We start from the raw sequence: 24,062 nt of genomic DNA on the forward strand, positions 1-24,062 counted from the left end.
CCTCTTTCTGTCAAATTCAATTTCTTAGAATTGACTAAATACATCAACAATTGTAGCGACAATGAAAATTGTTGCGAAGAAACCAAAAGGAACGATAAACCCGACAGCTGAATCGATCGCATCATTTCGTTTACATTGAACTTCTTTTTCAAAATGCATCTGGCACTCCTCCTTATACAACTTCAAGTATACGGGATGGGCTAAAAAAATGCTAGGCGATTTCTTGTGCATTTTCGTAAAAATCATCATGTTCAAGAAATTGTTAGAAATGATTTAGTTAGATTGGTTTGACTGTAAAGAGTTGTCACCTATAGTTTGTGCTTGCATAGGATATTATAAATAATGCAAGGCGATCATGATTATCGTCGTGAGTAAGAGATCCCGGGTTCTTATGTCACGACGTTTATCATAAATGGGGCTCTGGCATTAACGGGGCTAGGCCCCTTTTTCATTTTCTCTTGTCATTTCAGAAATCATTGTCTATCCTAAGGGAGGGATAATTATATCTCTTGCAAGTATTCCTAATTAAAAGGAAAATAAGCAAGGGAAATGAGGGATAAATATGTCGTATTTAAAAATAAAAAAAGAAATACAAAGAGGAGTTATTAATCCTGTTTATTTTATGTATGGTACTCAGGACTTCTTGATGGAAGACCTTGTGTTTACGATTATAACCCAAACAGTTGGTTCTTCCGATGACCCGAATGTTATAACTTTTAGCTTGCAAGATACATTGCTTGATCTTGCAGTTGAAGAAGTAGAAACCATTCCCTTTTTTGGTGGCAAAAAGATAGTTATTGTTAAGGACTTTTCGCTGGTCACGTCACAAAAAACAGAAACAAAACTTGATCATGATCTCAACAAGTTACAGCAATACATAGAACATCCCTCACCGGAAGCAATTTTGATTTTGTTAGCACCATATGAAAAGTTAGATGAGCGAAAAAAAATAACAAAAGTGTTAAAACAACAAACAACTGCTGTTGAATGTGCTCCCTTTGATGAAAAAATGTTGAATGAATGGTTGAATGATCAAGCTAATGCCAAAGGAGTTGTATTTACTTCGGAAGGAAAGGACAAGCTATTAGAAAGGGTTGGACCAAAGCTACTTTTACTTGCTTCTGAAATGGAAAAGCTTGCACTATATGTAGGAGGTAATGGCGAAATTGATGGTGAAACTGTTGACCTTTTAGTAGCGCGTTCTTTAGAACAAGATGTTTTTGCATTGATTGATTATGCCGTTAAACAACGACTTGATAAGGCATTAACTATTTATCATGATTTATTAAAACAGAAAGAAGAGCCGTTGAAACTACTAGCGTTAATAGCCAGGCAGTTACGTATATATTACCAAGTGAAAGAAATGATGCGCAGGTCGTATTCACCTAAACAGATTGCCTCTCAATTGAAGTTGCATCCTTATGTTGTGAAGTTAGCGACTCAGCAAATAAAACGGTTTGATGATACGAAACTATTGCAATTGCTCGAAGCTTCAGCGGATGCAGATTATGCGATAAAATCTGGGAAAATGGATAAAGTTTTAGCTGTTGAACTATTACTAATGAAATTAGCAAGCGCGCAAAAATAAAAAACACACGAACAATTTATTCGTGTGTTTTTTATGTGTTATGCAGAAAGGCCGTTAAGTTTTTTCGCAAGACGAGACTTTTGGCGAGATGCTGCATTTTTATGGATAAGACCTTTGCTAGCTGCTTTATCAAGCTTTTTAGTCACATCAGAAAAAGCTGTTTTAGCTACTTCAACTTCTCCAGCTTCTACTTTTGCTTCAAAGTTTTTAATAGCAGTACGTAGAGCAGACTTAACAGCGATGTTTTGAGCACGACGCTTGTCAGTCGTTTTCACGCGTTTAATCGCAGATTTAATATTTGGCATATCATTCACCTCCTAATAAATGATCTTTTAGGTTTGATCCCAGTCCATCTATTTATGAACGGTTTCGCTTCTTTTTTAAGGTACGTTGATACATTTCGCATCATTCATACAACAAATTGCATTCTATCAAAAAGTAGACATAATTGCAATAGGAGAATGAAAAGACGTAGTGCCGGAAAAACTAATTTTATATTAGATTTTATGGAGGAGTGTGTGTGTAGTGAGCGAACAATTGAACCTTGATCAGTACCAAGTTCGAACAGATTTAGCTGTTGAAGCACATCAAATAGTGCTTGAAGAAGAACAAGCAGCAAAAGGAACAGCTCCCAAAGAGGTTAGTGGGGTTCAAATAAATGAAGAAACAATTGATGATGTAACAATCACACGAGTAACAATCGATGAAGTTGGAGCGAAAAGACTAGGGAAAAAAGCAGGGAATTATCTAACTTTTGAATCGTTAGGAATTCGAAAAAAAGACACAGAACTTCAAGAAAAAATGGAACGAGTTTTTGCCAATGAATTTTCAAAGTTTATGAAAGAAGTTGGAATTAAGGAATCTGACAGTTGTTTAGTAGTAGGGCTTGGAAATTGGAACGTGACACCTGATGCCCTTGGTCCTATTGCTGTAGAAAATTTACTAGTAACGAGCCATCTTTTTAGGTTAGCACCAGAACAAGTACAAGATGGATTTCGCTCTGTAAGTGCTGTTACACCTGGTGTTATGGGGTTAACAGGGATTGAAACGAGCGACGTGATATATGGAATTATTGAAAAAACAAAGCCTGATTTTGTAATTGCGATAGATGCCCTTGCATCACGCTCCATCGAACGTGTGAATGCAACCATTCAAATATCAGATACGGGAATACATCCCGGCAGTGGAGTTGGAAATAAGCGTAAAGAACTTAGCAAAGATGCTTTGGGGATTCCGGTGATAGCAGTAGGGATTCCGACTGTTGTAGATGCTGTTTCAATAACAAGCGATACGATTGATTACGTATTAAAGCATTTCGGTCGCGAAATGAAAGAAGGTAATGCACCTTCGCGTTCGCTAGCTCCTGCTGGCATGACTTTTGGTGAAAAGAGAAAATTAACGGATAATGATTTACCTGATGAACAAAAACGTGAAACAATTATGGGGATGGTTGGCAACCTCCCAGAAGGAGAAAAACGTCAGCTAATAAGTGAGGTTCTAGCCCCTCTTGGGCATAATTTAATGGTGACGCCAAAAGAGGTAGATGTATTTATAGACGACATGGCCAATGTAATAGCAGCTGGTCTTAATGCAGCCCTCCATCAAAAAATAAATCAAGAAAACGTCGGAGCTTATACTCACTAAAGAGGTTATCACTAAATAAGTGATTTCTCTTTTCTGACTATTACTAGGAACTGTCTCAAAAGGTTAAAAACTAACCTGTTGAGACAGTTCTATTTTTTGTTCTATTTAATCTACTTTGTTCATAATAGTTTTAGAGAAGCTCCTTTACAATGCAGCACTGGACAAGTTTTTAATGTACAAGCTATTTTACAGAAGGAGAAGGGATGAAGGGCATGAAGAAGAAACAAATCCGTAGTTTTACTGTTTCGATAAATCGGACGAGCTTAAAAAAAATCATTGTCATGACAATTGTCGGGATGATGGCATTATTTATTTTTACTGGAATGTTAACATCCTTTGAACCGGGATATGGACTAGCTTCTGATCAAGTGCATGAATGGGCAAATGGTATTAAAGGCCAAGATTTTGTTCATATTTTGGGGATGGAGAATAAATACTTTACACAAGCCTTACCGGAAGATCACGAACCACCAAGTATTTCTAATCTTGCTTTCCAATTAGCAACAAATATAAATCCTGATGATCCTAGAAGTTTATTAGGAAGAGAGTTGCCAGGATTTGCTTTATTTGACGGCCAAATTATCGTAGCAGGTGAAGGGACTGATTATACGACTCTTCCAGTTGAGTCGGCTCCTCCAATGGATGTTATTATGGCCGAACGTGAAGCGACTCAAGAAAGTTTAGCGAAATTAGAAGAGATGGAAAAAGAAGCGAAGCAAACGCCAGATTCAACTGATGGGAGAAAGGTTGTTCATATTATCCATTCGCACAATACAGAGTCGTTTCTTCCTGAGTTAGAAACAGATGTGCCAAATGAGGCTTTTCATAGACAAATAAACATTACGCTAGTCGGTGAGAAATTGTCACAAGAACTTGAGAAACGTGGGATTGGAGCTGAAGTAGAAGAGCGTGATATTCAAGAAAATTTAGTGAATCGGGGGTGGCAATATGCCCAATCTTATGATGCCTCCCGTGAATATGTGAAAGAAGCTATGGAAAATAATAATGACCTTGAATTTTTCTTTGATATACACAGAGATACGATTCCACGAGATAAAACAACCGTAACCATTAATGGTGAAGAATTTGCACGGACGGTTTTTGTTATTGGTGGTAAGCATGATAACTATGAACATAATATGAAACTAGCAACTGAGCTTCATGATTTGTTAGAAGAGAGGTACCCAGGCTTAAGTAGGGGGGTTATCTTTAAAGATGGGGCTGGGACAAACGGAAGATTTAACCAAGATTTATCGAAAAACTCAGTTCTAATAGAGATAGGTGGTATCTACAATCATTTAGAAGAAGCGTATCGCTCCACTGAGGCTATGGCAGACGTTTTCTCGGAATATTACTTTGAAGAAAATGAGTAGATCGATATAAGGGAGAAGGATGAAGGTGAAAAAACTCGTATCCAGAGTTTTCGTAGTTGTACTTCTGCTATTGTTAGGTGCAATGTTTGGGGTTCAACAAATGAATGAGCAACTGACTAACTCAATTCCAGAGCCTTTAAGTGTAGAGAAATCTGAAAGAGAAATAGAGAATAAACATCCGGAAATAAAAAGTAGTGAATTAATAGACAAGAAACAAAAAGTAGAAGAGATAGGGAGATTTAATTTTTTCTCGGATTTGGGCAATACGATTGCAAATGGGATGCATTATGTTAGTCATTCGATCCTATCGCAAATCATGTCTTTTGTTGATGATGTATTAAATGGAGGTACAGAGTAGTAACAAAGAGTTGGATAAAAGCGAATAAAAAGGTCTGATTCAAAATGGATCAGACCTTTTTACATGAAAACATTGTATACCTTAGTTTCCTTTTAAACACCCTTAGATGGTGTGGCCCAAGAAGCACCGATGATAACTAAAAGAATAAATAAAACAACGATTAACGCAAATCCACGGCCGGACTTAGGAGCTCCATAACCATATCCAGCTACCGGAGGACAGCAACCATATCCAGTAGTAGGAGCAGCCATAGTACCATAGCCAAAGTCAGTAGGAACAGCGCCATAACCATATCCAGTATCAGGTGTTGCTGCAGCACCTGCACCTCCACCTAGAGTAGCGCCGGTCATAGGTCCATCAAAGAATAACATGAAAAAACCACCTTTCCTTGCGAGATATTTTCACTGTATGCAATAAAAAGAAATGTGAGATATTATTACTTCCTTTTGTTAAGTTAGATAAGCCTAAATTATATGTTTGTCTAATAAAACATGCTTTTTATTGCAATTTGTTTTGTTGCTTGAGTCCAAAACGATTGGTATAATCAAAGATAGTGTACTTGTACGAGAATGTAGGAGTGATCATTTCATGAACAAAGAACAAAGGCTAGCACGCCAAGCGAAGATACGGAACTTTTCTATCATCGCTCATATTGACCACGGGAAATCAACACTCGCTGACCGTATTTTAGAAAAAACGGGGGCATTAACAGAACGTGAGATGAAAGAACAAACGCTCGATGCGATGGATTTAGAGCGAGAGCGTGGAATAACGATTAAACTAAATGCTGTTCAGCTTACATACAAAGCAAAAGACGGCGAAGAATATACCTTCCACTTGATTGATACACCTGGGCACGTCGATTTTTCATACGAGGTTTCACGAAGTTTAGCTGCTTGTGAAGGAGCACTATTAATTGTCGATGCGGCCCAAGGAATCGAAGCTCAGACACTGGCGAATGTTTATTTGGCACTTGATAATGACTTAGAGATTTTACCAGTCGTTAATAAGATTGATCTACCAAGTGCAGAGCCTGAACGTGTGAAACAAGAAGTAGAAGATGTAATAGGGCTAGATACGTCCGATGCTGTACTAGCTTCAGCAAAAAATGGAATTGGTATTGAAGACATCCTAGAGCAAGTTGTTCAGAAGGTCCCTGCGCCAACAGGAGATCCTGAAGCACCGTTGAAGGCATTAATTTTTGATTCGGTTTATGATGCATACCGTGGTGTCGTGGCGTATATCCGTATTGTCGAAGGTACGGTGAAACCAGGTCAAAAAATTAAAATGATGGCAACAGGAAAAGAGTTTGAGGTAAATGAGATTGGAGTATTCACTCCTAAGGCAGAGAAACGCGATGAATTAACTGTTGGAGATGTAGGTTTCTTGTCAGCAGCAATTAAGAATGTTGGTGATACGCGTGTAGGGGACACGATCACAAGTGCAGGTAACCCAGCTCCAGCGCCATTGCCGGGTTATCGCCGTATGAACCCTATGGTATATTGTGGTTTATATCCAATTGACACGAATGAGTATAACGATTTGCGTGAGGCTTTAGAGCGTCTTGAGTTGAACGATGCTTCTTTGCAATACGAACCAGAGACTTCGCAAGCGTTAGGATTTGGATTCCGGTGTGGTTTCTTAGGGCTCCTTCATATGGAAATTATTCAAGAGCGAATTGAACGTGAGTTTGGTATTACTTTAATTACAACGGCACCAAGTGTTATTTATCGAGTAATGACAACTGGTGGGGATGAAGTAAGAATTGACAATCCGTCAAATATGCCAGACGCACAAAAAATTGATTCTGTTGAAGAGCCTTATGTAAAAGCTCAGGTTATGGTTCCTAATGATTTCGTTGGAGCTGTTATGGAACTGTGTCAAGGAAAACGAGGCATTTTCATTGATATGCAATACTTAGATGCAAACCGTGTTCAAATTGTTTACGAAATTCCTTTGTCTGAGATTGTTTATGACTTCTTTGATCAATTAAAATCAAATACAAAGGGTTATGCGTCATTTGACTATGAGCTTATCGGTTATAAGGTGTCTAAACTTGTGAAAATGGATATTCTTCTTAATGGTGAAACAGTCGATGCTTTATCTGTTATTGTTCACCGTGATTTTGCCTATGAACGAGGAAAAATAATTGTAGAAAAACTAAAAGAGTTAATCCCTCGCCAGCAATTTGAAGTACCTGTTCAAGCGAGTATCGGACAGAAAATAATTGCGAGATCAACGATTAAGGCAATCCGAAAAAATGTTTTGGCTAAATGCTATGGAGGGGATATCTCTCGTAAGCGTAAGCTACTTGAGAAACAAAAGGAAGGTAAGAAACGTATGAAGTCCGTAGGGAATGTTGAAGTACCACAAGAAGCCTTTATGGCAGTTCTTCGTATGGACGATTAACAATAAGTAAAGAGGTTGTCTCAAAAGGGTTAGGCTCACGCTAAAGAGACGGTATATTGTATGTGTTAATAGTAACGCGTGTAATGTATTGTTTTTGAGGTCAGAACTTAGCTTTGAGACAACCTCTTTACCTTTAGATACGGATATTGGAAAAGAGGGGAATACTGTGATTACTGCAGCATATGTTCATATTCCATTTTGTGAGCACATTTGTCATTATTGTGATTTTAATAAAGTTTTCTTGAAAAATCAGCCGGTTGATGAGTATATCGAAGCATTATTAGAGGAAATGAAAACCACGATGGATGCTTCTCCTACTTCACGCTTAAAGACGATTTACATTGGTGGAGGTACTCCCACAGCTTTAACAACCCGACAATTAGATACTTTATTGAAAGGGATGTGTGACATTCTTCCAATAGACCAAGTTGAAGAGTACACAATTGAAATTAACCCTGACAGTGTTGAAGATGATAAGCTTGCCGTTATGAAAAAGTATGGAATAAATAGATTAAGTATGGGAGTTCAAACTTTCCATGAAGGATTACTTAAAGAAATTGGTCGGACTCATACAAGAGTAAGTGTATTTGATGCGATTGATAGAAGTAGGCAGGCTGGTTTTTCAAATATTTCTTTAGATTTAATGTTTGGGTTACCAAAACAAACGCCACTCCAGTTTACTCAAACAATCAATGAAGCTATTTCTCTAGGTGTCGAGCATTTATCTGCTTATTCGTTAAAGGTTGAGGAAAAGACAGTTTTCTACAATCGGCAACGCCAAGGTAAGTTAACTTTGCCTCCCGAGGAAGATGAAGTGATGATGTATGAAAGTCTTTTAAAGAAAACGAAAGATGCTGAATTTATCCATTATGAAATAAGTAATTTTGCCAAGCCTGGTTTTGAGAGTAAACATAATCTAATCTACTGGAATAACGAAGAGTACTATGGCTTTGGAGCTGGAGCTCATGGATATGTTAATGGTATTCGTCATCAAAACCATGGCCCTCTCCCTAAATATTTGAATGCGATTGGACAAGGAGTTGCGCCAACTCTCATGCAGCATAAGGTTAGCCCTGTTGAGCGAATTGAAGAAGCTATGTTTATGGGACTTAGAAAACGTGAAGGTGTAGACCTAGGTTTATTTGAACAACTATATGGACGAAAGCTCATGGATTGTTTTGGTGAACAAATAGAGCTGCTCCAAGCTCGTAATTTAATAAAACTTAAAGAAAATCATGTTCAATTAACAGAAAAAGGGTTGCTTCTTGGAAATGAGGTGTTTGAACAATTTATTGCTGTTTTAGATGAATAATCATAGTCAATGGAGAAAATGATTTTATGTCTGATTTTGAAGAGATAAGTTCTTAATCATTGACAAACCTCAGTCGATTTGGTAATTTAGCATTAGATTTAGCACTCGAATGCAGTGAGTGCTAACAGAGGTGATGAGGGGATGTTAACAGACAGACAATTGTTGATTCTGCATGCTATTGTTGATGATTATATCCGTTCTGCAGAGCCGGTTGGTTCTAGAAGTATCTCTAAAAGAGATGATATTACATTTAGTCCTGCCACTATTCGAAATGATATGGCTGACCTTGAAGAGTTAGGGTTCTTGGAAAAACCACATAGCTCAGCTGGGCGTATCCCGTCTCAAAAGGGCTATCGTTATTATGTCGATAATCTTGTGATTCCTCATCATTTAACCGCTGATGAAGAGCTTGATATTCGTTCTATTTTTAATGAACGGATTCAAGAAGTTGAAGAAGTGATTCAACACTCAGCGCGAGTATTGTCGAATATGACAAGTTATATTTCTCTTGTCCTTGGTCCTGAGATGTTTGAAACTACTTTAAGGAACATTCAAATTATTCCTTTGAGTAAGGGTTCTGCGATTCTTATTCTCGTTACGGATACAGGGCATGTTGAAAATCAAACGATCGCTGTGCCTGCTTCAATTGAGCCTGCTGATCTAGAGCGCACTGTCAATATTCTAAATGAACGCTTAATGGGTGTTCCACTCTATAAACTTAGAGAAACTATGGATTCTGAAGTTAAAAATGTCCTTCGAAATCATGTCCGTAATTACGAACATATATTACAAATGTTAGTCCCGTCTTTAGATATCGAGAAGGATGAAAAAGTTTTCTATAGTGGAAAAACAAATATTTTATCCCAACCAGAGTTTAGAGACATCGATAAAGTTCGTATGCTTCTTAACATGTTAGAAGAAGATAAGACAATGCATCAGATTCTTCGTTCTCCCCATAATGGCATTCAAGTGAAGATTGGCCAAGAAAACAAGCTTGAAGCGTTTGATAATTGTAGCTTAATAACAGCCTCTTACTCAATCAGTGGGAAACATATGGGGACTATTGGGATTTTGGGACCTACACGTATGGAGTATCGTAGAGTAATAGGTGTTGTCGATACGTTATCAAAAGATTTAACAAAGCTATTAACAAACTTGTATCAACAAGGATAAAAATGGTAATATTGACAATTAGTTATGAAGGTTACTTCAATAACTAATTGTCATACTACATAGATTTATTATAGTTTATTTTACTAGGAGGTGAACGAGTTGACAGAAAAAGAAACACAAACGGTGGAAGAAGAAGTGGTTGCTGAGGATAATGTTGATCAGAACAATGAACAACCTGAGAAAGAGGTTGAATTAACAAAAGAAGAAGAACAACTTGCTGAGATTAGTAACCTAAATGATCGTCTTCTTAGAGTTCAAGCAGATTATGATAATTTCCGTCGCCGTTCTCGTGAAGAAAAAGAAGCGGCTGCAAAATATAGAGCTCAAAGTGTTATTGAGGCATTACTGCCAGTAATTGATAACTTTGAGCGTGCCCTACTTGTTGAACCTGAAGTAGAAGAAGCAAAGTCTTTACTTCAAGGAATGGAAATGATTTATCGCCAATTCCAAGATGCATTAAAAAGTGAAGGTGTAGAAGTAATTGAGGCTGTTGGTCAAACTTTTGACCCTCATTTACATCAAGCTGTTATGCAGGTTGAAGAAGAGGGATATGAGTCAAATCAAATTGTAGAGGAACTACAAAAAGGATATAAATTAAAGGATCGTGTACTGAGACCATCAATGGTCAAAGTGAATGCGTAATCCTTTACATATATGAACGAAAAATTGTTGAATTGGAGGAATTGAGTCATGAGTAAAATCATTGGTATTGATTTAGGTACTACTAACTCTTGCGTTGCTGTCATGGAAGGTGGAGAAGCAACTGTTATCCCGAACCCTGAAGGTAACCGTACAACGCCATCTGTTGTGGCATTTAAAGATGGTGAGCGTCTTGTCGGTGAGGTGGCTAAACGTCAAGCAATTACAAATCCGAATACGATCATTTCAATTAAGCGTCATATGGGAACAGACTATAAGGAAACAGTTGAAGGAAAAGATTACACACCTCAAGAACTCTCAGCTATTATCTTGCAAAAATTGAAATCTGATGCTGAAGCTTATCTTGGTGAAACAGTAACAAAGGCTGTCATTACTGTTCCGGCATACTTTAATGATTCACAACGTCAAGCTACAAAAGATGCTGGGAAGATCGCTGGTCTTGAAGTAGAGCGTATTGTCAATGAGCCAACAGCAGCAGCACTTGCTTATGGTTTAGAAAAAGAAGAAGATCAAACAATTCTTGTCTATGACTTGGGTGGTGGTACGTTTGACGTGTCGATCCTTGAACTAGGCGATGGTTTCTTTGAAGTTAAAGCAACTTCTGGTGACAACAAGCTTGGTGGAGACGACTTCGACCAAGTCATTATCGATTACTTAGTAGAGCAATTCAAGAAAGATAATGGAATTGATCTATCTCAAGATAAAATGGCAGTGCAACGTTTGAAAGATGCAGCTGAAAAAGCGAAAAAAGATCTTTCTGGCGTAACGCAAACACAAATTTCTCTACCGTTTATCACAGCGGATGCAACGGGACCTAAGCACTTAGAACTTAATTTAAGCCGTGCTAAATTTGAAGAGCTTTCAGCTGACTTAGTAGAGCGTACACTAACACCAACTCGCCGTGCACTTTCTGATGCTGGTCTTTCAGCTAGTGAAATTGATAAAGTTGTCCTTGTTGGTGGATCGACTCGTATTCCTGCAGTTCAAGAAGAGATTAAAAAATTAACAGGAAAAGACCCTCATAAAGGCGTAAACCCAGATGAAGTAGTTGCACTTGGGGCGGCTGTTCAGGCGGGTGTCTTAACAGGGGATGTTAAAGACGTTGTTCTTCTTGATGTAACACCACTTTCACTAGGTATTGAGACAATGGGTGGCGTATTCACGAAGTTAATTGAACGTAATACAACGATCCCTACATCAAAATCTCAAACGTTCTCTACAGCAGCGGATAACCAGCCATCTGTTGATATCCATGTTCTTCAAGGTGAGCGTGAAATGGCTGCTTACAACAAAACGCTTGGTCGCTTCCAATTAACGGATATTCCACCAGCACCACGTGGTGTACCACAAATTGAAGTAACATTTGATATCGATGCTAATGGTATTGTAAATGTTAAGGCGAAAGACTTAGGTACGAATAAAGAGCAATCTATTACTATTACATCGTCCTCTGGTTTATCTGATGACGAGATCGATAAAATGGTAAAAGATGCTGAAGCGAACGCTGAAGAAGATAAGAAGCGTCGTGAAGAGGTTGAACTTCGTAATGAAGCAGACCAGCTTGTATTCACAACTGAAAAAACGCTCAAAGACCTTGGCGATAATGTTGAACAAGAAGAAAAAGATAAAGCTGAAGCTGCAAAAGATAAGTTGAAGCAAGCAATTGAATCAGATAATATTGATGAAATCCGCACAGCTAAAGATGAGCTTCAAGAAATCGTTATGGCACTTTCAACAAAAATGTATGAGCAAGCAGCTCAAGCTGCTGAAGGTGCAAATGCAACTCAAGAGCAAGCTGACGATAATGTAGTTGATGCTGAGTATGAGGAAGTTAAAGAAGAAGAGAAAAAATAATTGTTTGAACTAATAATGAACAAGCAAGTTAGTTATTAGGATGGAATGTAGAAAAGTCAAAGTCAGAGTAAAATGACTTTGACTTTTTCTACGAAGATAACCAAAAAGAGGTAACGGTTCTTCGAAGTGAAATCTTGCAGACAATGACAAGATGAGATAAGATGAACGTTATGGAATAGAGTCGGGAGTGGATGACATGAGTAAACGAGATTACTATGAAGTCCTTGGTGTCGATCAAAATGCATCTGTCGATGAAGTGAAAAAAGCGTACCGCAAATTGGCGCGTAAATATCACCCAGATGTTAATAAAGAAGCTGACGCTACGGAGAAGTTTAAAGAAGTTAAAGAGGCATATGATACGTTGAGTGACCCACAAAAGAAATCTCATTATGATCAATTTGGCCACACTGATCCCAATCAGGGCTTTGGTGGAGGAGCGGGTGACTTTGGTGGAGGATTTGGTGACATCTTTGATATGTTCTTTGGTGGTGGTGGGCGCCGTAATCCGAATGCCCCACGTCAAGGTGCTGATCTTCAATATACGATGACGCTTGAATTTAAAGAAGCTGTATTTGGTAAAGATACAGAAATTGAAATTCCTCGTGAAGAAACATGTCAAACATGTACGGGCTCAGGAGCAAAACCTGGCACAAAACCAGAAACGTGTTCACATTGTGGAGGCTCAGGACAGTTAAATGTTGAGCAAAATACACCGTTCGGTCGTGTTGTAAATCGCCGGGTTTGTCATCATTGTGATGGTACAGGTAAATTGATTAAAAATAAGTGTACGACATGTGGTGGAAAAGGAAAAGTTCGTAAACGCAAAAAAATCAGTGTTAAGGTTCCTGCTGGTATTGATCATGGTCAACAACTTAGAGTGTCTGGTCAAGGGGAAGCTGGTGTCAATGGGGGACCTTCAGGTGATCTATACGTAGTCTTTAATGTGAAAACACATGAGTTTTTTGAACGTGAAGGTGATGACATCTACTGTGAAATGCCACTTACGTTTGCTCAAGTTGCATTAGGCGATGAAATTGAAGTACCGACGTTAAATGGGAAAGTGAAATTAAAAATCCCGGCAGGTACTCAAACAGGTACAAACTTCCGCTTGCGTGGCAAAGGTGTACCGAATGTTCATGGTCGTGGCCAAGGGGACCAACATGTTAAAGTTCGTGTCGTAACACCAAAAGATTTAACTGAGAAAGAGAAAGATTTAATCCGTGAGTTTGCTCAGATGACGGGTGGTAAACCGGATGAACAAAATGATAGTTTTTTCGCAAAGGTAAGAAGGGCTTTTAAAGGAGACTAACAAATAAGGGTGGAGTTGGTAGTAATGATGAAATGGTCGGAGTTTAGTATTCATACGACAGAGGAAGCGGTTGAGCCAGTCTGTAATATTTTGCATGAAGCTGGGGCAAGTGGAGTCGTAATTGAAGATCCCATTGATTTGATTCAAGAATGGGGCGATCGTTTTAATGAGATCTATCAACTCTCGCCTGATGATTATCCTGAAGAAGGGGTTATTATTAAAGCATATTTTCCTGTTAATAGCTTTTTAGCAGAAACGATAGATGGGATTAAAGAATCTATTAATGGTCTACTTATGTATGACATTGATCTTGGTCATAATAAAGTACAGGTTGGAGAAGTGCATGAGGAAGAGTGGGCTAATGCATGGAAAAAATACTATAAGCCTGTGAAAGTTTCTAGCTCAATTACGATAACTCCAACATGGGAACAATATGAGCCTTCTGACGAGGAGACGGTGATTGAACTTGATCCAGGTATGGCTTTTGGAACAGGAACGCACCCAACTACTGTCCTTTGTATACAAGCTTTGGATAAGGTGGTTCAGGGTGGAGAAAAGATTGTTGATGTTGGTACAGGCTCAGGAGTATTAAGTATCGCTGCGGCAAAATTAGGAGCGAAAAGCATCCTAGCACTTGATCTTGATTTCGTTGCTGTAGAGAGTGCTGCATTAAATGTAAGACTCAATCATGTTGACAATGTCGTATCGGTCAAACAAAATAATTTACTTGAAAATATATCAGAAACATATGATATTGTCGTTGCAAACATTTTAGCAGAAGTAATTGTGCGTTTTGTTCAAGATGCGGCAGCGGTTCTTAAACCAAATGGGACATATATTACCTCAGGTATCATCCAACGCAAGAAACAAGAAGTGAAAGATGCTCTAATTAATGGGGGATTTATTATAGAAGAAGTTGTTGAGATGGATGATTGGGTAGCGATTATTGCAAAGAAAGCGTAAAAGTTAATTTTAATTAACTAAATTCCATAGTGAGGACGATGAAGATGCAACGATACTTTGTTGCGAAAGAGCAAATGACAGAGAGTAAAGTCCATATCACAGAGGATGTAAAGCACATTACAAAAGTGATGAGAATGGGCATTGGTGATGAAATCATCTGCAGTAATAATGAATCGCGAACGGTTAAATGTGTGATCTCTAACCAAACAGAAACAGAAATAGTTGCTAATATATTCGAGGAATTAGACCCGAATACGGAACTCCCTGTTCAAGTTACAATAGCGCAAGGTCTTCCTAAAGGTGATAAGCTCGATCTTATTATTCAAAAGGGGACTGAACTTGGCGCTTCGAAATTTCTTCCGTTTACTGCCACACGATCGATTGTTAAATGGGATCAAAAGAAAGCAGGGAAGAAAATTGAGCGATTGGAAAAAATTGTGAAAGAGGCAGCTGAACAGTCTTATAGAGAACGTATTCCAACTGTGAGCCATGTTCACACTTTTTTAGAGATGAAAAAACTGATTTCTTCTTACGATGCTGTGATAGTAGCATACGAAGAGTCAGCAAAAGCTGGAGAGAAAGCTCAGTTAGCACAAGTGTTAGCGCAATTATCTCCCGGTCAATCTGTCTTACTTATTATTGGCCCAGAAGGTGGTCTAACAGAAGAAGAGGTTGACCAGTTAACTAGTGCAGGTGCGATTGTCTGTGGACTTGGTCCACGAATTTTACGTACGGAAACAGCATCCCTTTATGCGCTTGCTGTAATTTCGTATCATTTCGAATTAATGAGGTGAAGGTATGCCTACTGTTGCATTTCATACATTAGGTTGTAAAGTAAATCATTATGAGACAGAAGCAATTTGGCAGTTGTTTCAAAATGAAGGTTATGAAAAGGTAGAATTTGAAGCGACTTCTGATGTTTATGTTATTAATACATGTACTGTTACAAATACAGGTGATAAAAAGAGCCGACAAGTCATTCGCCGTGCGATCCGTAAAAATCCTGATGCTGTCATTTGTGTAACAGGTTGCTATGCGCAAACGTCACCTGCTGAAATTATGGCCATTCCTGGAGTCGACATTGTTGTAGGGACACAAGATCGTGTGAAAATGCTAGAGTATATCGAGGAGTACAAGCTCAAACGTGAACCGATCAATGGGGTCGGGAATATTATGAAATCACGAGTATACGAAGAGCTTGATGTGCCGACATTTACAGACCGTACGCGTGCGTCGCTTAAAATTCAGGAAGGCTGTAATAACTTCTGTACGTTTTGTATTATTCCATGGGCACGTGGTCTTATGCGTTCACGTGATCCTAAAGAAGTTATTATACAAGCTGAGCAACTCGTACAAGCAGGTTATAAAGAGATTGTATTAACGGGTATTCATACTGGTGGTTATGGAGAAGACCTAAAAGATTATAGTCTTGCTCGTTTGCTTGAGGACTTAGAAAAAGTAGAAGGGCTGAAACGTATTCGTATCTCTTCAATCGAGGCTAGTCAGCTCACTGATGAAGTAATTAATGTAATTGATCGTTCTTCTAAAGTAGTACGTCATTTGCATATTCCACTTCAGTCTGGTTCGAACACGGTGCTTAAACGTATGCGTCGTAAGTATACAATGGAGTTCTTTGGAGAACGCCTAGATCGACTAAAAAAAGTGTTGCCAGGCCTTGCAGTGACCTCTGATGTTATCGTAGGTTTCCCTGGTGAAACGGATGAGGAATTTCAGGAAACGTTTGATTTTATTTCAAAGCACAAATTTAGTGAGCTCCACGTTTTCCCATATTCTAAACGTACTGGAACACCGGCCGCACGTATGGAAGATCAAGTCGATGAAGAAGTGAAAAATGAGAGAGTCCACCGTCTTATTGAATTATCTAATCAACTTGCGAAGGAGTATGCTTCAAAGTTTGAAGGTGAGGTACTCGAAATTATTCCAGAAGAACGTGATAAGGATAACAAAGAGAGCGGGTTATTCATTGGGTATACTGATAATTACTTAAAAGTAAAAGTTCCGGCTACTGAAGATATGATTGGGAAACTTGTAAAGGTGAAAATTACAAAAGCTGGGTATCCTTATAATGAAGGCGAATTTGTGCGAGTTTTAGAAGATATAACGAATAAAGAAGTTGTGAATGGATAATGTAGGACCTGAGTGAGAGCTTGGGTCTTTTTTTTTTTGAATTTTAATGAACAGTGGTTAAAGTCCTCAAATATCTATCATACTAAACATATAATTACGCTCGTCATAACTGCTTTTCTATGCTACTCTATAAGAGGTACGGACAACTTATATAAAGAGAGGATGTTTAAAATTGAATAATACAATTGCAAAACTTATTGACCATACAGCACTTAAGCCAGAAACGTCGATCGAACAAATTAAAACATTATGTGCAGAGGCGAAGGAATATCAGTTTGCTTCTGTCTGTGTAAATCCTACATGGGTAAAGCTTGCAGCAGAGCTATTACGTGATGCTGAGGGAGTTGAGGTCTGTACAGTAATTGGGTTCCCTCTTGGAGCTTCAACTCCAGAAGTAAAGCGATTTGAAACTGTTGATGCGATTGAAAACGGTGCTACGGAAGTAGACATGGTCATCAATATCGCGGCACTGAAAGATCATAATGATGAGCTCGTCGAAAGAGATATTCGATCTGTTGTTGATGCAGCTAAAGGTAAAGCTTTGACAAAAGTGATTATTGAGACTAGTTTATTATCAGATGAAGAGAAAGTACGTGCATGCCAGCTAGCTGTGAAAGCGGGAGCAGACTATGTAAAAACATCAACTGGGTTTTCTACAGGTGGTGCAACGGTTGAAGATATTGCGCTAATGCGTAAGACAGTGGGTCCTGACATTGGTGTTAAAGCTTCTGGGGGAGTGCGTGATCTTGCAGGAGCGAAAGCAATGGTTGAAGCTGGTGCAACACGTATCGGTGCAAGTGCTGGCGTTTCAATTGTAAATGGAGAAAAAGCGACTACCGATTATTAGGTGTATAGCAAGCGATCATAAGATAGATATGTAAAATTATATGACAATAGTAGTCCCTGTCTAAAGAGGCAGGGACTATTAATAGTGGAATAAAGTTAAGGTCAGTCAATAATCGTAGTCTACAGAGGATTTGGGATGGCGAAAAAGTGGATGACAAATCAATGAAAACGCTTTAAGTCATTATTCACAAAATACTTTCGGCGAATTGATTTTATCAGTTTTGCTATACTTAAGTGTTATTTATTCTATTATATGATTGATTCTAATTTAGTTGTTGCTTGTCAATAAAACAATATGTAGTAAAAAATGATCACTTTTTAATATAAAATGTAGGTGGAATATAAGGGATGTAATAAAATACAATAAACGAAACAATCACTAGCAAACTATGAAAGGTAGTCGAAATATATCGATTTTTTATTGGGAATGTATTGTAAGCGTTTTCTGTGGTTTGTGTGAATTTATTCTAGAAAGGAGGGTTGGAGGTGAAAGTTTAGTTTGAAAAATTTCAATATTCACAAAAAAAGTTCAAGGGGGAGTTTAGATTGAAAACAAAAATTAGTTTTGCTTCAATAATATTTTTATTAGTAGTTGTGATGATTGGGTGTTCAAGCGGGGCAAGTGTAGATAGCGGTGATGCTGATTCTAGTGGTGAAAGTAAAATTGTTTTAAAAGTAGGACATATGTTACCTGAACAAAATGTTATTAATCAAAGTGCACTAGTATTAAATGAAGAACTAGCTGAAAGGTCAGATGGACGTATCGAACTTGATATATATCCACAAGCAACACTAGGAAATGAGTCGGATATGTATCAACAATTACAGACTGGATCTATTGATATTGCGATGTTAACAGTTGGAGAACTTACAAATCATTCAAATGATTTTTCAGCTTGGTATCTACCAAATATTATTTACAATCACGGTGATGCTTTCGCAGTAGCAGAGACTCAAGCTGCAATGGAACTATTTGAATCGTTAGACCAAGTAAAAGGGTTAGGTTATTGGTTTGGTGGAATGAATTATGTTGTTACAAAGGATCAGCCATTCACGAATATGAGCGATTTAAATGGGAAGGCCGTACGAGTATTGCCAAGTCCTGTAATTATTGATTGGTGGGAGCATTTAGGTGTTAGTCCAACGCCAATTCCAATGCCGGAATTATATACATCATTCCAAACAGGTGTTGTAGATGCATATGTGAATGATTTAGAAATTACATTGGCTCAATCTTTATATGAAATTGGAGAATACTATACTCCTTTTCCACAAGCTATTCCTGTAGGGATCTTGGTTAATGATAACAAGTGGGCTAGCTTGTCAGAAGAAGATCAACAGATGATACAAGATGCAATAGAAGTAGCGATTAATCATAATCATGAAATAAACCTAGAGAGAGAAGAAAGTAATCTTAATGACCTTATTGAACTTGGTGGAGAGATTCATGAATTTCAAGAAGGAGAACTTTTGATCGAAAAAGGGGAAGAGTTTCATGAAAAGTACACAAGTCAAAGTGATCTGATTAAGAAATTCGTAGACGAAGCTTTTGAAGCAACTGATTCAAATCAGTAATTACTTTTTGATAAAGAAAGGATTTTAACATATGGAGAGTATTTCCACAGAAAAAAGTATCCTTGATCGAATCATTAATACTCTTGTGAAAATTGTTGAATACGTTGTGATGATCAGTGTTGGGGCTATGAGCCTCATCATGGTCATCAATGTTTTTTATCGCTACGTTCTTAAGAGCCCCATTGTAGGTACTGATGAAATCGCTCTTTTTCTTTTAATTTGGGTTACATTTTTAGGTGCTAGTCTAGGAATTAGAAAAAGAGAGATGGTAGCTGTTACCTTTCTTATAGATAAGTTTTCGCCAATCTATTACAAGGTTGTTCAAATCTTACTGCAATGTGGCATCTTACTTTTCACAGGGATTCTGCTCTATTATGGATTCGAATGGCTAACATCTAGTAATGTAATGAACGCTACATCGTCAGCATTAAGAATTCCTTTATGGGTTCCATATTCAATGTTTCCGATCTCGTTGTGTGTCATGGTTATTTTTATACTAGATAACATTAGATATTATCTGAAGAATTAGACTTGAGTTTATTTTTTAAAAAGGATGGTCGGATATGCTCATCACAGTGATAACATTTATACTTTTAATCCTATTTGGAATGCCGATTGCATATGTCATTGGTCTAACAACGACGGTATACATTTTTGTTTTTGATAATGTTAGTTTATTAAGCTCAGTTCCACATCGGATGGTGAACGGAATACAAAATTATGGCCTATTAGCAATTCCGTTATTTGTGTTAGTAGGGGAACTTATGAATTCAGGTGGAATCACCACACGATTGATTCATTTGGCCAGAGTGTTATTTGGTCACCTACGAGGTGGATTAGCATATGTGAATGTCATAGCCAATATGTTTTTAGCTTCCATTATGGGTTCTACTAATGCTCAAACAGCAATGATGAGTAAAGTTATGGTTCCAGAAATGGAAAAGGAAGGATATAAAAGAGAATTTGGGGCAGCTTTGACTGTGTCTTCTGCTTTGATAGGTCCAATCATTCCCCCGAGTATCATTTTTATCCTTTATGCAGTAACAGCTGAAGTATCAATCGGACGGATGTTCCTAGGTGGTGTCATTCCGGGAATTATTTTAGGTCTAGCCTTTATTATTTTAATTTCAGTGATTTCGGCTAGGGAAAAATTCCCAGTACACAAAAGGGCATCAATGAAGGAAATCGGAACATCATTTATTAAAGTACTCCCAGCTCTTATGATTCCAGTCATTATTGTTTTTGGGATTCTCACAGGTATGTTCACTGCTACAGAATCTGCTGCAATTGCTTGCTTTCTTGCATTTGTAAGTGGGAAGTTCATTTACCGTGACTTAAAAATGAAAGCAATTCCGCAATTATTAATTAATACAGCGATTAACACATCGATTGTCACATTTATTGTTGCAATGGCTACCATTTTTGGGTGGGTGCTTTCAATTGAGAGAATTCCACAAATGATAGCAGAAACGATGATATCATTTACGGAAAGTCCAGCTGTCTTTATGTTAATATGTATCATTTTATTTTTATTAATCGGAATGGTATTAGAAGGTCTCGCAGCGATTATTATTCTTGTTCCGGTATTATTACCGGTAGCTGTTTCTTACGGAATTGATCCGGTTCAATTTGGAATCATAATTGCAATTAACTTAACGATTGGACTAATTACACCTCCTGTAGGAACAGCGTTATTTATTGCATCATCTGTTTCAAAAGTTCGATTAGAGGTATTGGCAAGATCAGTATTTCCTTTTTTAGTTGTGGCCATTCTCGTCTTATTGCTTATTGCGTATGTTCCTTCTCTTACATTATGGTTGCCGAGTTTTATGGAATAGACACAAAATGAGTCATTCCTATACTTTGTATTAAAAAAAATAATTGAAATCCTATAAGTATGACATTATGTCTGAATATTTAAAATGAGATAATGATTATAGTTAAGGGTAAAATAATAAATCTACTTTAGGAGTGTTGTATATGAAAGATGTAGTAGTTGTTGAAGGAGCTAGAACACCATTTGGTAATTTCGGAGGGGCTTTTAAAGATGTGCCAGCAATTGAACTTGGTGCCATTAGTGGGAAAGAAGCGATTGCAAGATCTGCAATTGATGTATCTGAATTTGATCAAGTAGTTATGGGGAACGTTCAACAATCGAGCACAGATGCTCATTATCTTGGAAGGCATGTTGGACTAAAATCAGGACTGCCAAAAAGTGTACCAGGCTTAACGGTTAACCGTCTTTGTGGATCGGGATTAGAAGCGATTTTAACTGCAGCAAAAAATATTATGATTGGTGACTCAAATGTAGCTTTAGCAGGTGGAACTGAGAATATGAGTCAGATCCCATACTTTCTTCAGGGAGCTAGATGGGGGAATCGATTAGGGGAAACTTCGAAAGTAGTAGACTATTTATGGGAAGGTCTTTACGATCCATTCGGTGATTGTACGATGTCAATAACAGCTGAAAATTTGGCTGAAAAGTATAATCTTACGAAGGATGAAGTCGATGAATTTGCCAAGTTGAGTTATGACAGAACAATGCAGGCAATTGAATCAGGTCGTCTTGCTAAAGAAATTGTCCCGGTAACCTTGAAAACAAGAAAAGGTGAAAAGGTCATTAGTGTCGATGAGCAACCAAGGGAAACGTCACTTGAAGATCTACAGAAAATGAAACCAAGATTCAAAGAAAACGGGGTTATAACACCAGGGAATGCTAGTGGGATCAATGATGGTGCAGCGACGGTAGTGTTAACTTCTTCAGACTATGCTGAGAAAAAAGGACTAAAGCCACTAGCACGCTTGGTTTCTTGGAGTGTTGTAGGCGTTGAACCAACACTTATGGGAATTGGTCCTGTTCCGGCTATTCAAGATGCACTAACAAAGGCGAATTTAACAATCGATGATCTTGATTTGATTGAAATTAATGAAGCATTTGCAGCTCAATATTTAGCTTGTCAGAAGGAGTTAGGTTTCAATCCTGAGATTGGTAATGTAAATGGAGGAGCAGTTGCATTAGGACATCCACTAGGGGCTAGTGGAGCAAGAATCTCTCTAAGTTTAATGTATGAATTACAAATGAGAAATAAGAGATATGGAGCATCAGCAGTTTGTATAGGTGGTGGTCAAGGGATTGCTGCTATTTGGGAGCGACTATAAGGGGGATTTAAATATGTTTGAAGAGCGATATAATATGACTGTAAATCAGTTACTACAAGCAGCTTTGGCTCAATATCCAGATAAAGAAGTCATGATTGATGGCAAACAAAGAATAACTTATCAAGCCCTTGAAACAGAGGCAAATTACCTTGCCTCTGGATTGATTGCAAGTGGTATTGAAAAAGGTGACCGTATAGCTGTAAGTTTACCAAATTGGTATGAAGCGATCGTTATTTATCTAGCAATTGCCAAAGCAGGGGCTATTCTTGTTCCTTTCAATACAAGATTTAGAGAAGAGGAAGTAGAATATATCTTATCGAATTCGGAAGCAAAAATGATTTTCTTCCCTAAGGAATTCGATGGAGTGAATCATCTGGAGCAATTTCTAAGTGTGAAAGAAAAAGTACCAACCTTACAACAGTTAGTCTCTGTGAGATTTGAAAATGAAAAAGTAGATAGCTATAACCAATTATGCGATTTAGGGAAACGAGAGGATACAGTTCCGGATGTGACGATCGATGATGTATATGCTATTCTTTATACGTCTGGTACAACAGGAAAGCCTAAAGGGGCCATGTTAACTCATAAAAATGTAGTTCATACAGCTGTAGCAGCAGGAGAATGGATGAAATGTACACCAGAGGATGCCTTTTTAATTCCTACACCTATTTTTCATGTCATGGGGATTAATTTTATATTACGTGCAATCGCCTCATGTGGGAAGATGGTATTAATGGATAAATATAAACCAGAGCGAGCTTTGGCATTAATTGAGGAAGAGAAAGTGACGGTTCACCCAGGTGTTCCGACAATGTTTATCCTAGAGTTAAATCATCCTTCCTTTAAGTCTTATGATTTATCCTCTTTACGAACAGGAGAAATGGCTGCGGCTGCTTGCCCTGTTGAAATTGTTCACCGAGTTCGTACGGAAATGGGTTGCAATGTCTTGGTGGCGTATGGAATGACGGAGACGTCTCCTGTTTTAACTGTAACGGGTTTTGATGATGATGAAAAAGTGAGGTCGGAAACGGTAGGTAAGCCACTTCCTGGTGTTGAGATCAAAATTGTTGATGAGAACAGAAGTGAAATTGAAGTCGGTCAAGTAGGGGAGTTAGCTTGTCGTAGTTTTGGATTAATGAAAGGTTATTTTAAGGCCCCTGAAAAGACAAAAGAAGCTGTTGATGAAAATGGCTGGTATTATTCCGGAGATTTAGCGACAATTGACGAGGATGGAAATATTCGTATTGTTGGGAGAAAGAAAGAGATGATCATACGTGGGGGATATAATATTTATCCTCGGGAAGTGGAAGAGGTTTTCTATACCTACCCTAATGTTATGGAAGTAGCGGTTGTAGGGATACCAGATCCAGTTTTAGGTGAAATCTCATGTGCATGTATTAGGACTAGGGATAATGCGAACGTAACTGAAGAGGACTTAGCAGCTTTTATAAAAAGTAAAATAGCAAACTATAAGGTACCCGATAAAATTATTTTTATGGAAGAATTTCCAATGACAGCTTCTGGAAAAATTAAGAAGGTAGCCCTTCAAGATCAATTAAAAGAAGTTATTATTAGGTAGCCTCGTAATCTAGAAAGAACCTAGTAGAACTTGATAGGAGTGACAGTTGCTCTATACTGTATGCTTAAGATTAATTGGATTAACTAACTTAACAGTATGGCTAAGAGGCTAC

Annotated in this window: 22 protein-coding genes; 19 read left to right on the top strand and 3 right to left on the bottom strand. The window is 38.0% G+C overall.

The annotated features are described in order from the left end of the window. Positions 1-24: 24 nt before the first annotated feature. Positions 25-159 (bottom strand): YqzM family protein, encoded by a 135-nt coding sequence (locus AC1FXZ_RS12600; protein ID WP_480054126.1) that lies wholly within the window; start codon positions 157-159, stop codon positions 25-27. Between the two features lie 403 nt (positions 160-562). On the opposite strand from AC1FXZ_RS12600, the gene holA reads away from it, so the two are divergent. Beyond that, a complete protein-coding gene (gene holA, locus AC1FXZ_RS12605) occupies positions 563-1,588 on the top strand; it encodes a DNA polymerase III subunit delta (RefSeq protein WP_480054128.1) in 1,026 nt (341 codons plus the stop codon). Between the two features lie 38 nt (positions 1,589-1,626). Here holA and rpsT read toward each other — a convergent pair whose 3' ends face one another. Beyond that, on the bottom strand, positions 1,627-1,893 hold the full coding sequence (gene rpsT, locus AC1FXZ_RS12610) for a 30S ribosomal protein S20 (RefSeq protein ID WP_480054130.1): 267 nt from the start codon (positions 1,891-1,893) through the stop codon (positions 1,627-1,629). 220 nt (positions 1,894-2,113) lie between these two features. On the opposite strand from rpsT, the gene gpr reads away from it, so the two are divergent. The 3 genes from gpr to AC1FXZ_RS12625 all read left to right on the top strand — a co-directional run bounded on the left by gpr (position 2,114) and on the right by AC1FXZ_RS12625 (position 4,963). Continuing rightward, positions 2,114-3,232, top strand: coding sequence for a GPR endopeptidase (gene gpr, locus AC1FXZ_RS12615; RefSeq protein ID WP_480054132.1), 1,119 nt, complete (start codon positions 2,114-2,116; stop codon positions 3,230-3,232). Positions 3,233-3,444: 212 nt separating this feature from the next. After that, positions 3,445-4,605 carry a stage II sporulation protein P gene (gene spoIIP / locus AC1FXZ_RS12620; RefSeq protein ID WP_480054134.1) on the top strand — a complete coding sequence of 387 codons (1,161 nt, stop codon included), beginning with the start codon at positions 3,445-3,447 and terminating at the stop codon, positions 4,603-4,605. Between the two features lie 25 nt (positions 4,606-4,630). Then, positions 4,631-4,963 (top strand): DUF3679 domain-containing protein, encoded by a 333-nt coding sequence (locus AC1FXZ_RS12625; RefSeq protein WP_480054135.1) that lies wholly within the window; start codon positions 4,631-4,633, stop codon positions 4,961-4,963. 92 nt (positions 4,964-5,055) lie between these two features. On the opposite strand, the gene AC1FXZ_RS12630 is transcribed toward AC1FXZ_RS12625, so the two are convergent. Then, entirely contained in the window at positions 5,056-5,334 is a 279-nt protein-coding gene (locus AC1FXZ_RS12630) for a YjcZ family sporulation protein (protein WP_480054137.1), read from the bottom strand. Positions 5,335-5,551: 217 nt separating this feature from the next. Between AC1FXZ_RS12630 and lepA the strand changes: the two genes are divergently transcribed. The 15 genes from lepA to AC1FXZ_RS12705 all read left to right on the top strand — a co-directional run bounded on the left by lepA (position 5,552) and on the right by AC1FXZ_RS12705 (position 23,950). Continuing rightward, a complete protein-coding gene (lepA, locus tag AC1FXZ_RS12635) occupies positions 5,552-7,372 on the top strand; it encodes a translation elongation factor 4 (protein ID WP_480054139.1) in 1,821 nt (606 codons plus the stop codon). A 166-nt stretch (positions 7,373-7,538) separates the two neighbouring features. Further along, positions 7,539-8,684 (top strand): radical SAM family heme chaperone HemW, encoded by a 1,146-nt coding sequence (gene hemW / locus AC1FXZ_RS12640; protein ID WP_480054141.1) that lies wholly within the window; start codon positions 7,539-7,541, stop codon positions 8,682-8,684. A 141-nt stretch (positions 8,685-8,825) separates the two neighbouring features. Then, the gene (gene hrcA, locus AC1FXZ_RS12645; protein ID WP_480054143.1) at positions 8,826-9,857 is read left to right on the top strand and encodes a heat-inducible transcriptional repressor HrcA; all 1,032 of its coding nucleotides are present in this window, start codon (positions 8,826-8,828) and stop codon (positions 9,855-9,857) included. A 90-nt stretch (positions 9,858-9,947) separates the two neighbouring features. Continuing rightward, positions 9,948-10,499: a nucleotide exchange factor GrpE gene (gene grpE, locus AC1FXZ_RS12650; protein WP_480054145.1), complete on the top strand. Its 552-nt coding sequence runs from the start codon at positions 9,948-9,950 to the stop codon at positions 10,497-10,499. Positions 10,500-10,547: 48 nt separating this feature from the next. Further along, positions 10,548-12,371 (top strand): molecular chaperone DnaK, encoded by a 1,824-nt coding sequence (dnaK, locus tag AC1FXZ_RS12655; RefSeq protein WP_480054147.1) that lies wholly within the window; start codon positions 10,548-10,550, stop codon positions 12,369-12,371. A gap of 196 nt (positions 12,372-12,567) precedes the next feature. Then, a complete protein-coding gene (gene dnaJ, locus AC1FXZ_RS12660; RefSeq protein ID WP_480054149.1) occupies positions 12,568-13,680 on the top strand; it encodes a molecular chaperone DnaJ in 1,113 nt (370 codons plus the stop codon). Positions 13,681-13,707: 27 nt separating this feature from the next. Continuing rightward, positions 13,708-14,643: a 50S ribosomal protein L11 methyltransferase gene (gene prmA / locus AC1FXZ_RS12665; RefSeq protein ID WP_480054200.1), complete on the top strand. Its 936-nt coding sequence runs from the start codon at positions 13,708-13,710 to the stop codon at positions 14,641-14,643. 44 nt (positions 14,644-14,687) lie between these two features. Then, complete coding sequence (locus AC1FXZ_RS12670) at positions 14,688-15,437, top strand: 16S rRNA (uracil(1498)-N(3))-methyltransferase (protein WP_480054151.1); 750 nt, start codon at positions 14,688-14,690, stop codon at positions 15,435-15,437. A 4-nt stretch (positions 15,438-15,441) separates the two neighbouring features. Continuing rightward, on the top strand, positions 15,442-16,791 hold the full coding sequence (gene mtaB, locus AC1FXZ_RS12675) for a tRNA (N(6)-L-threonylcarbamoyladenosine(37)-C(2))-methylthiotransferase MtaB (RefSeq protein WP_480054153.1): 1,350 nt from the start codon (positions 15,442-15,444) through the stop codon (positions 16,789-16,791). 172 nt (positions 16,792-16,963) lie between these two features. Continuing rightward, positions 16,964-17,638 (top strand): deoxyribose-phosphate aldolase, encoded by a 675-nt coding sequence (gene deoC, locus AC1FXZ_RS12680; protein ID WP_480054155.1) that lies wholly within the window; start codon positions 16,964-16,966, stop codon positions 17,636-17,638. Positions 17,639-18,183: 545 nt separating this feature from the next. Further along, entirely contained in the window at positions 18,184-19,212 is a 1,029-nt protein-coding gene (locus AC1FXZ_RS12685; RefSeq protein WP_480054157.1) for a TRAP transporter substrate-binding protein, read from the top strand. 31 nt (positions 19,213-19,243) lie between these two features. Then, positions 19,244-19,741 carry a TRAP transporter small permease gene (locus AC1FXZ_RS12690; protein ID WP_480054159.1) on the top strand — a complete coding sequence of 166 codons (498 nt, stop codon included), beginning with the start codon at positions 19,244-19,246 and terminating at the stop codon, positions 19,739-19,741. A gap of 34 nt (positions 19,742-19,775) precedes the next feature. Further along, entirely contained in the window at positions 19,776-21,050 is a 1,275-nt protein-coding gene (locus tag AC1FXZ_RS12695) for a TRAP transporter large permease (RefSeq protein WP_480054161.1), read from the top strand. Between the two features lie 142 nt (positions 21,051-21,192). Beyond that, the gene (locus AC1FXZ_RS12700) at positions 21,193-22,371 is read left to right on the top strand and encodes an acetyl-CoA C-acetyltransferase (protein ID WP_480054163.1); all 1,179 of its coding nucleotides are present in this window, start codon (positions 21,193-21,195) and stop codon (positions 22,369-22,371) included. A gap of 13 nt (positions 22,372-22,384) precedes the next feature. Next, a complete protein-coding gene (locus tag AC1FXZ_RS12705) occupies positions 22,385-23,950 on the top strand; it encodes a long-chain-fatty-acid--CoA ligase (protein WP_480054165.1) in 1,566 nt (521 codons plus the stop codon). Positions 23,951-24,062: the final 112 nt, after the last annotated feature.

Source organism: Halalkalibacter sp. HAAS-P014 (assembly GCF_056619965.1).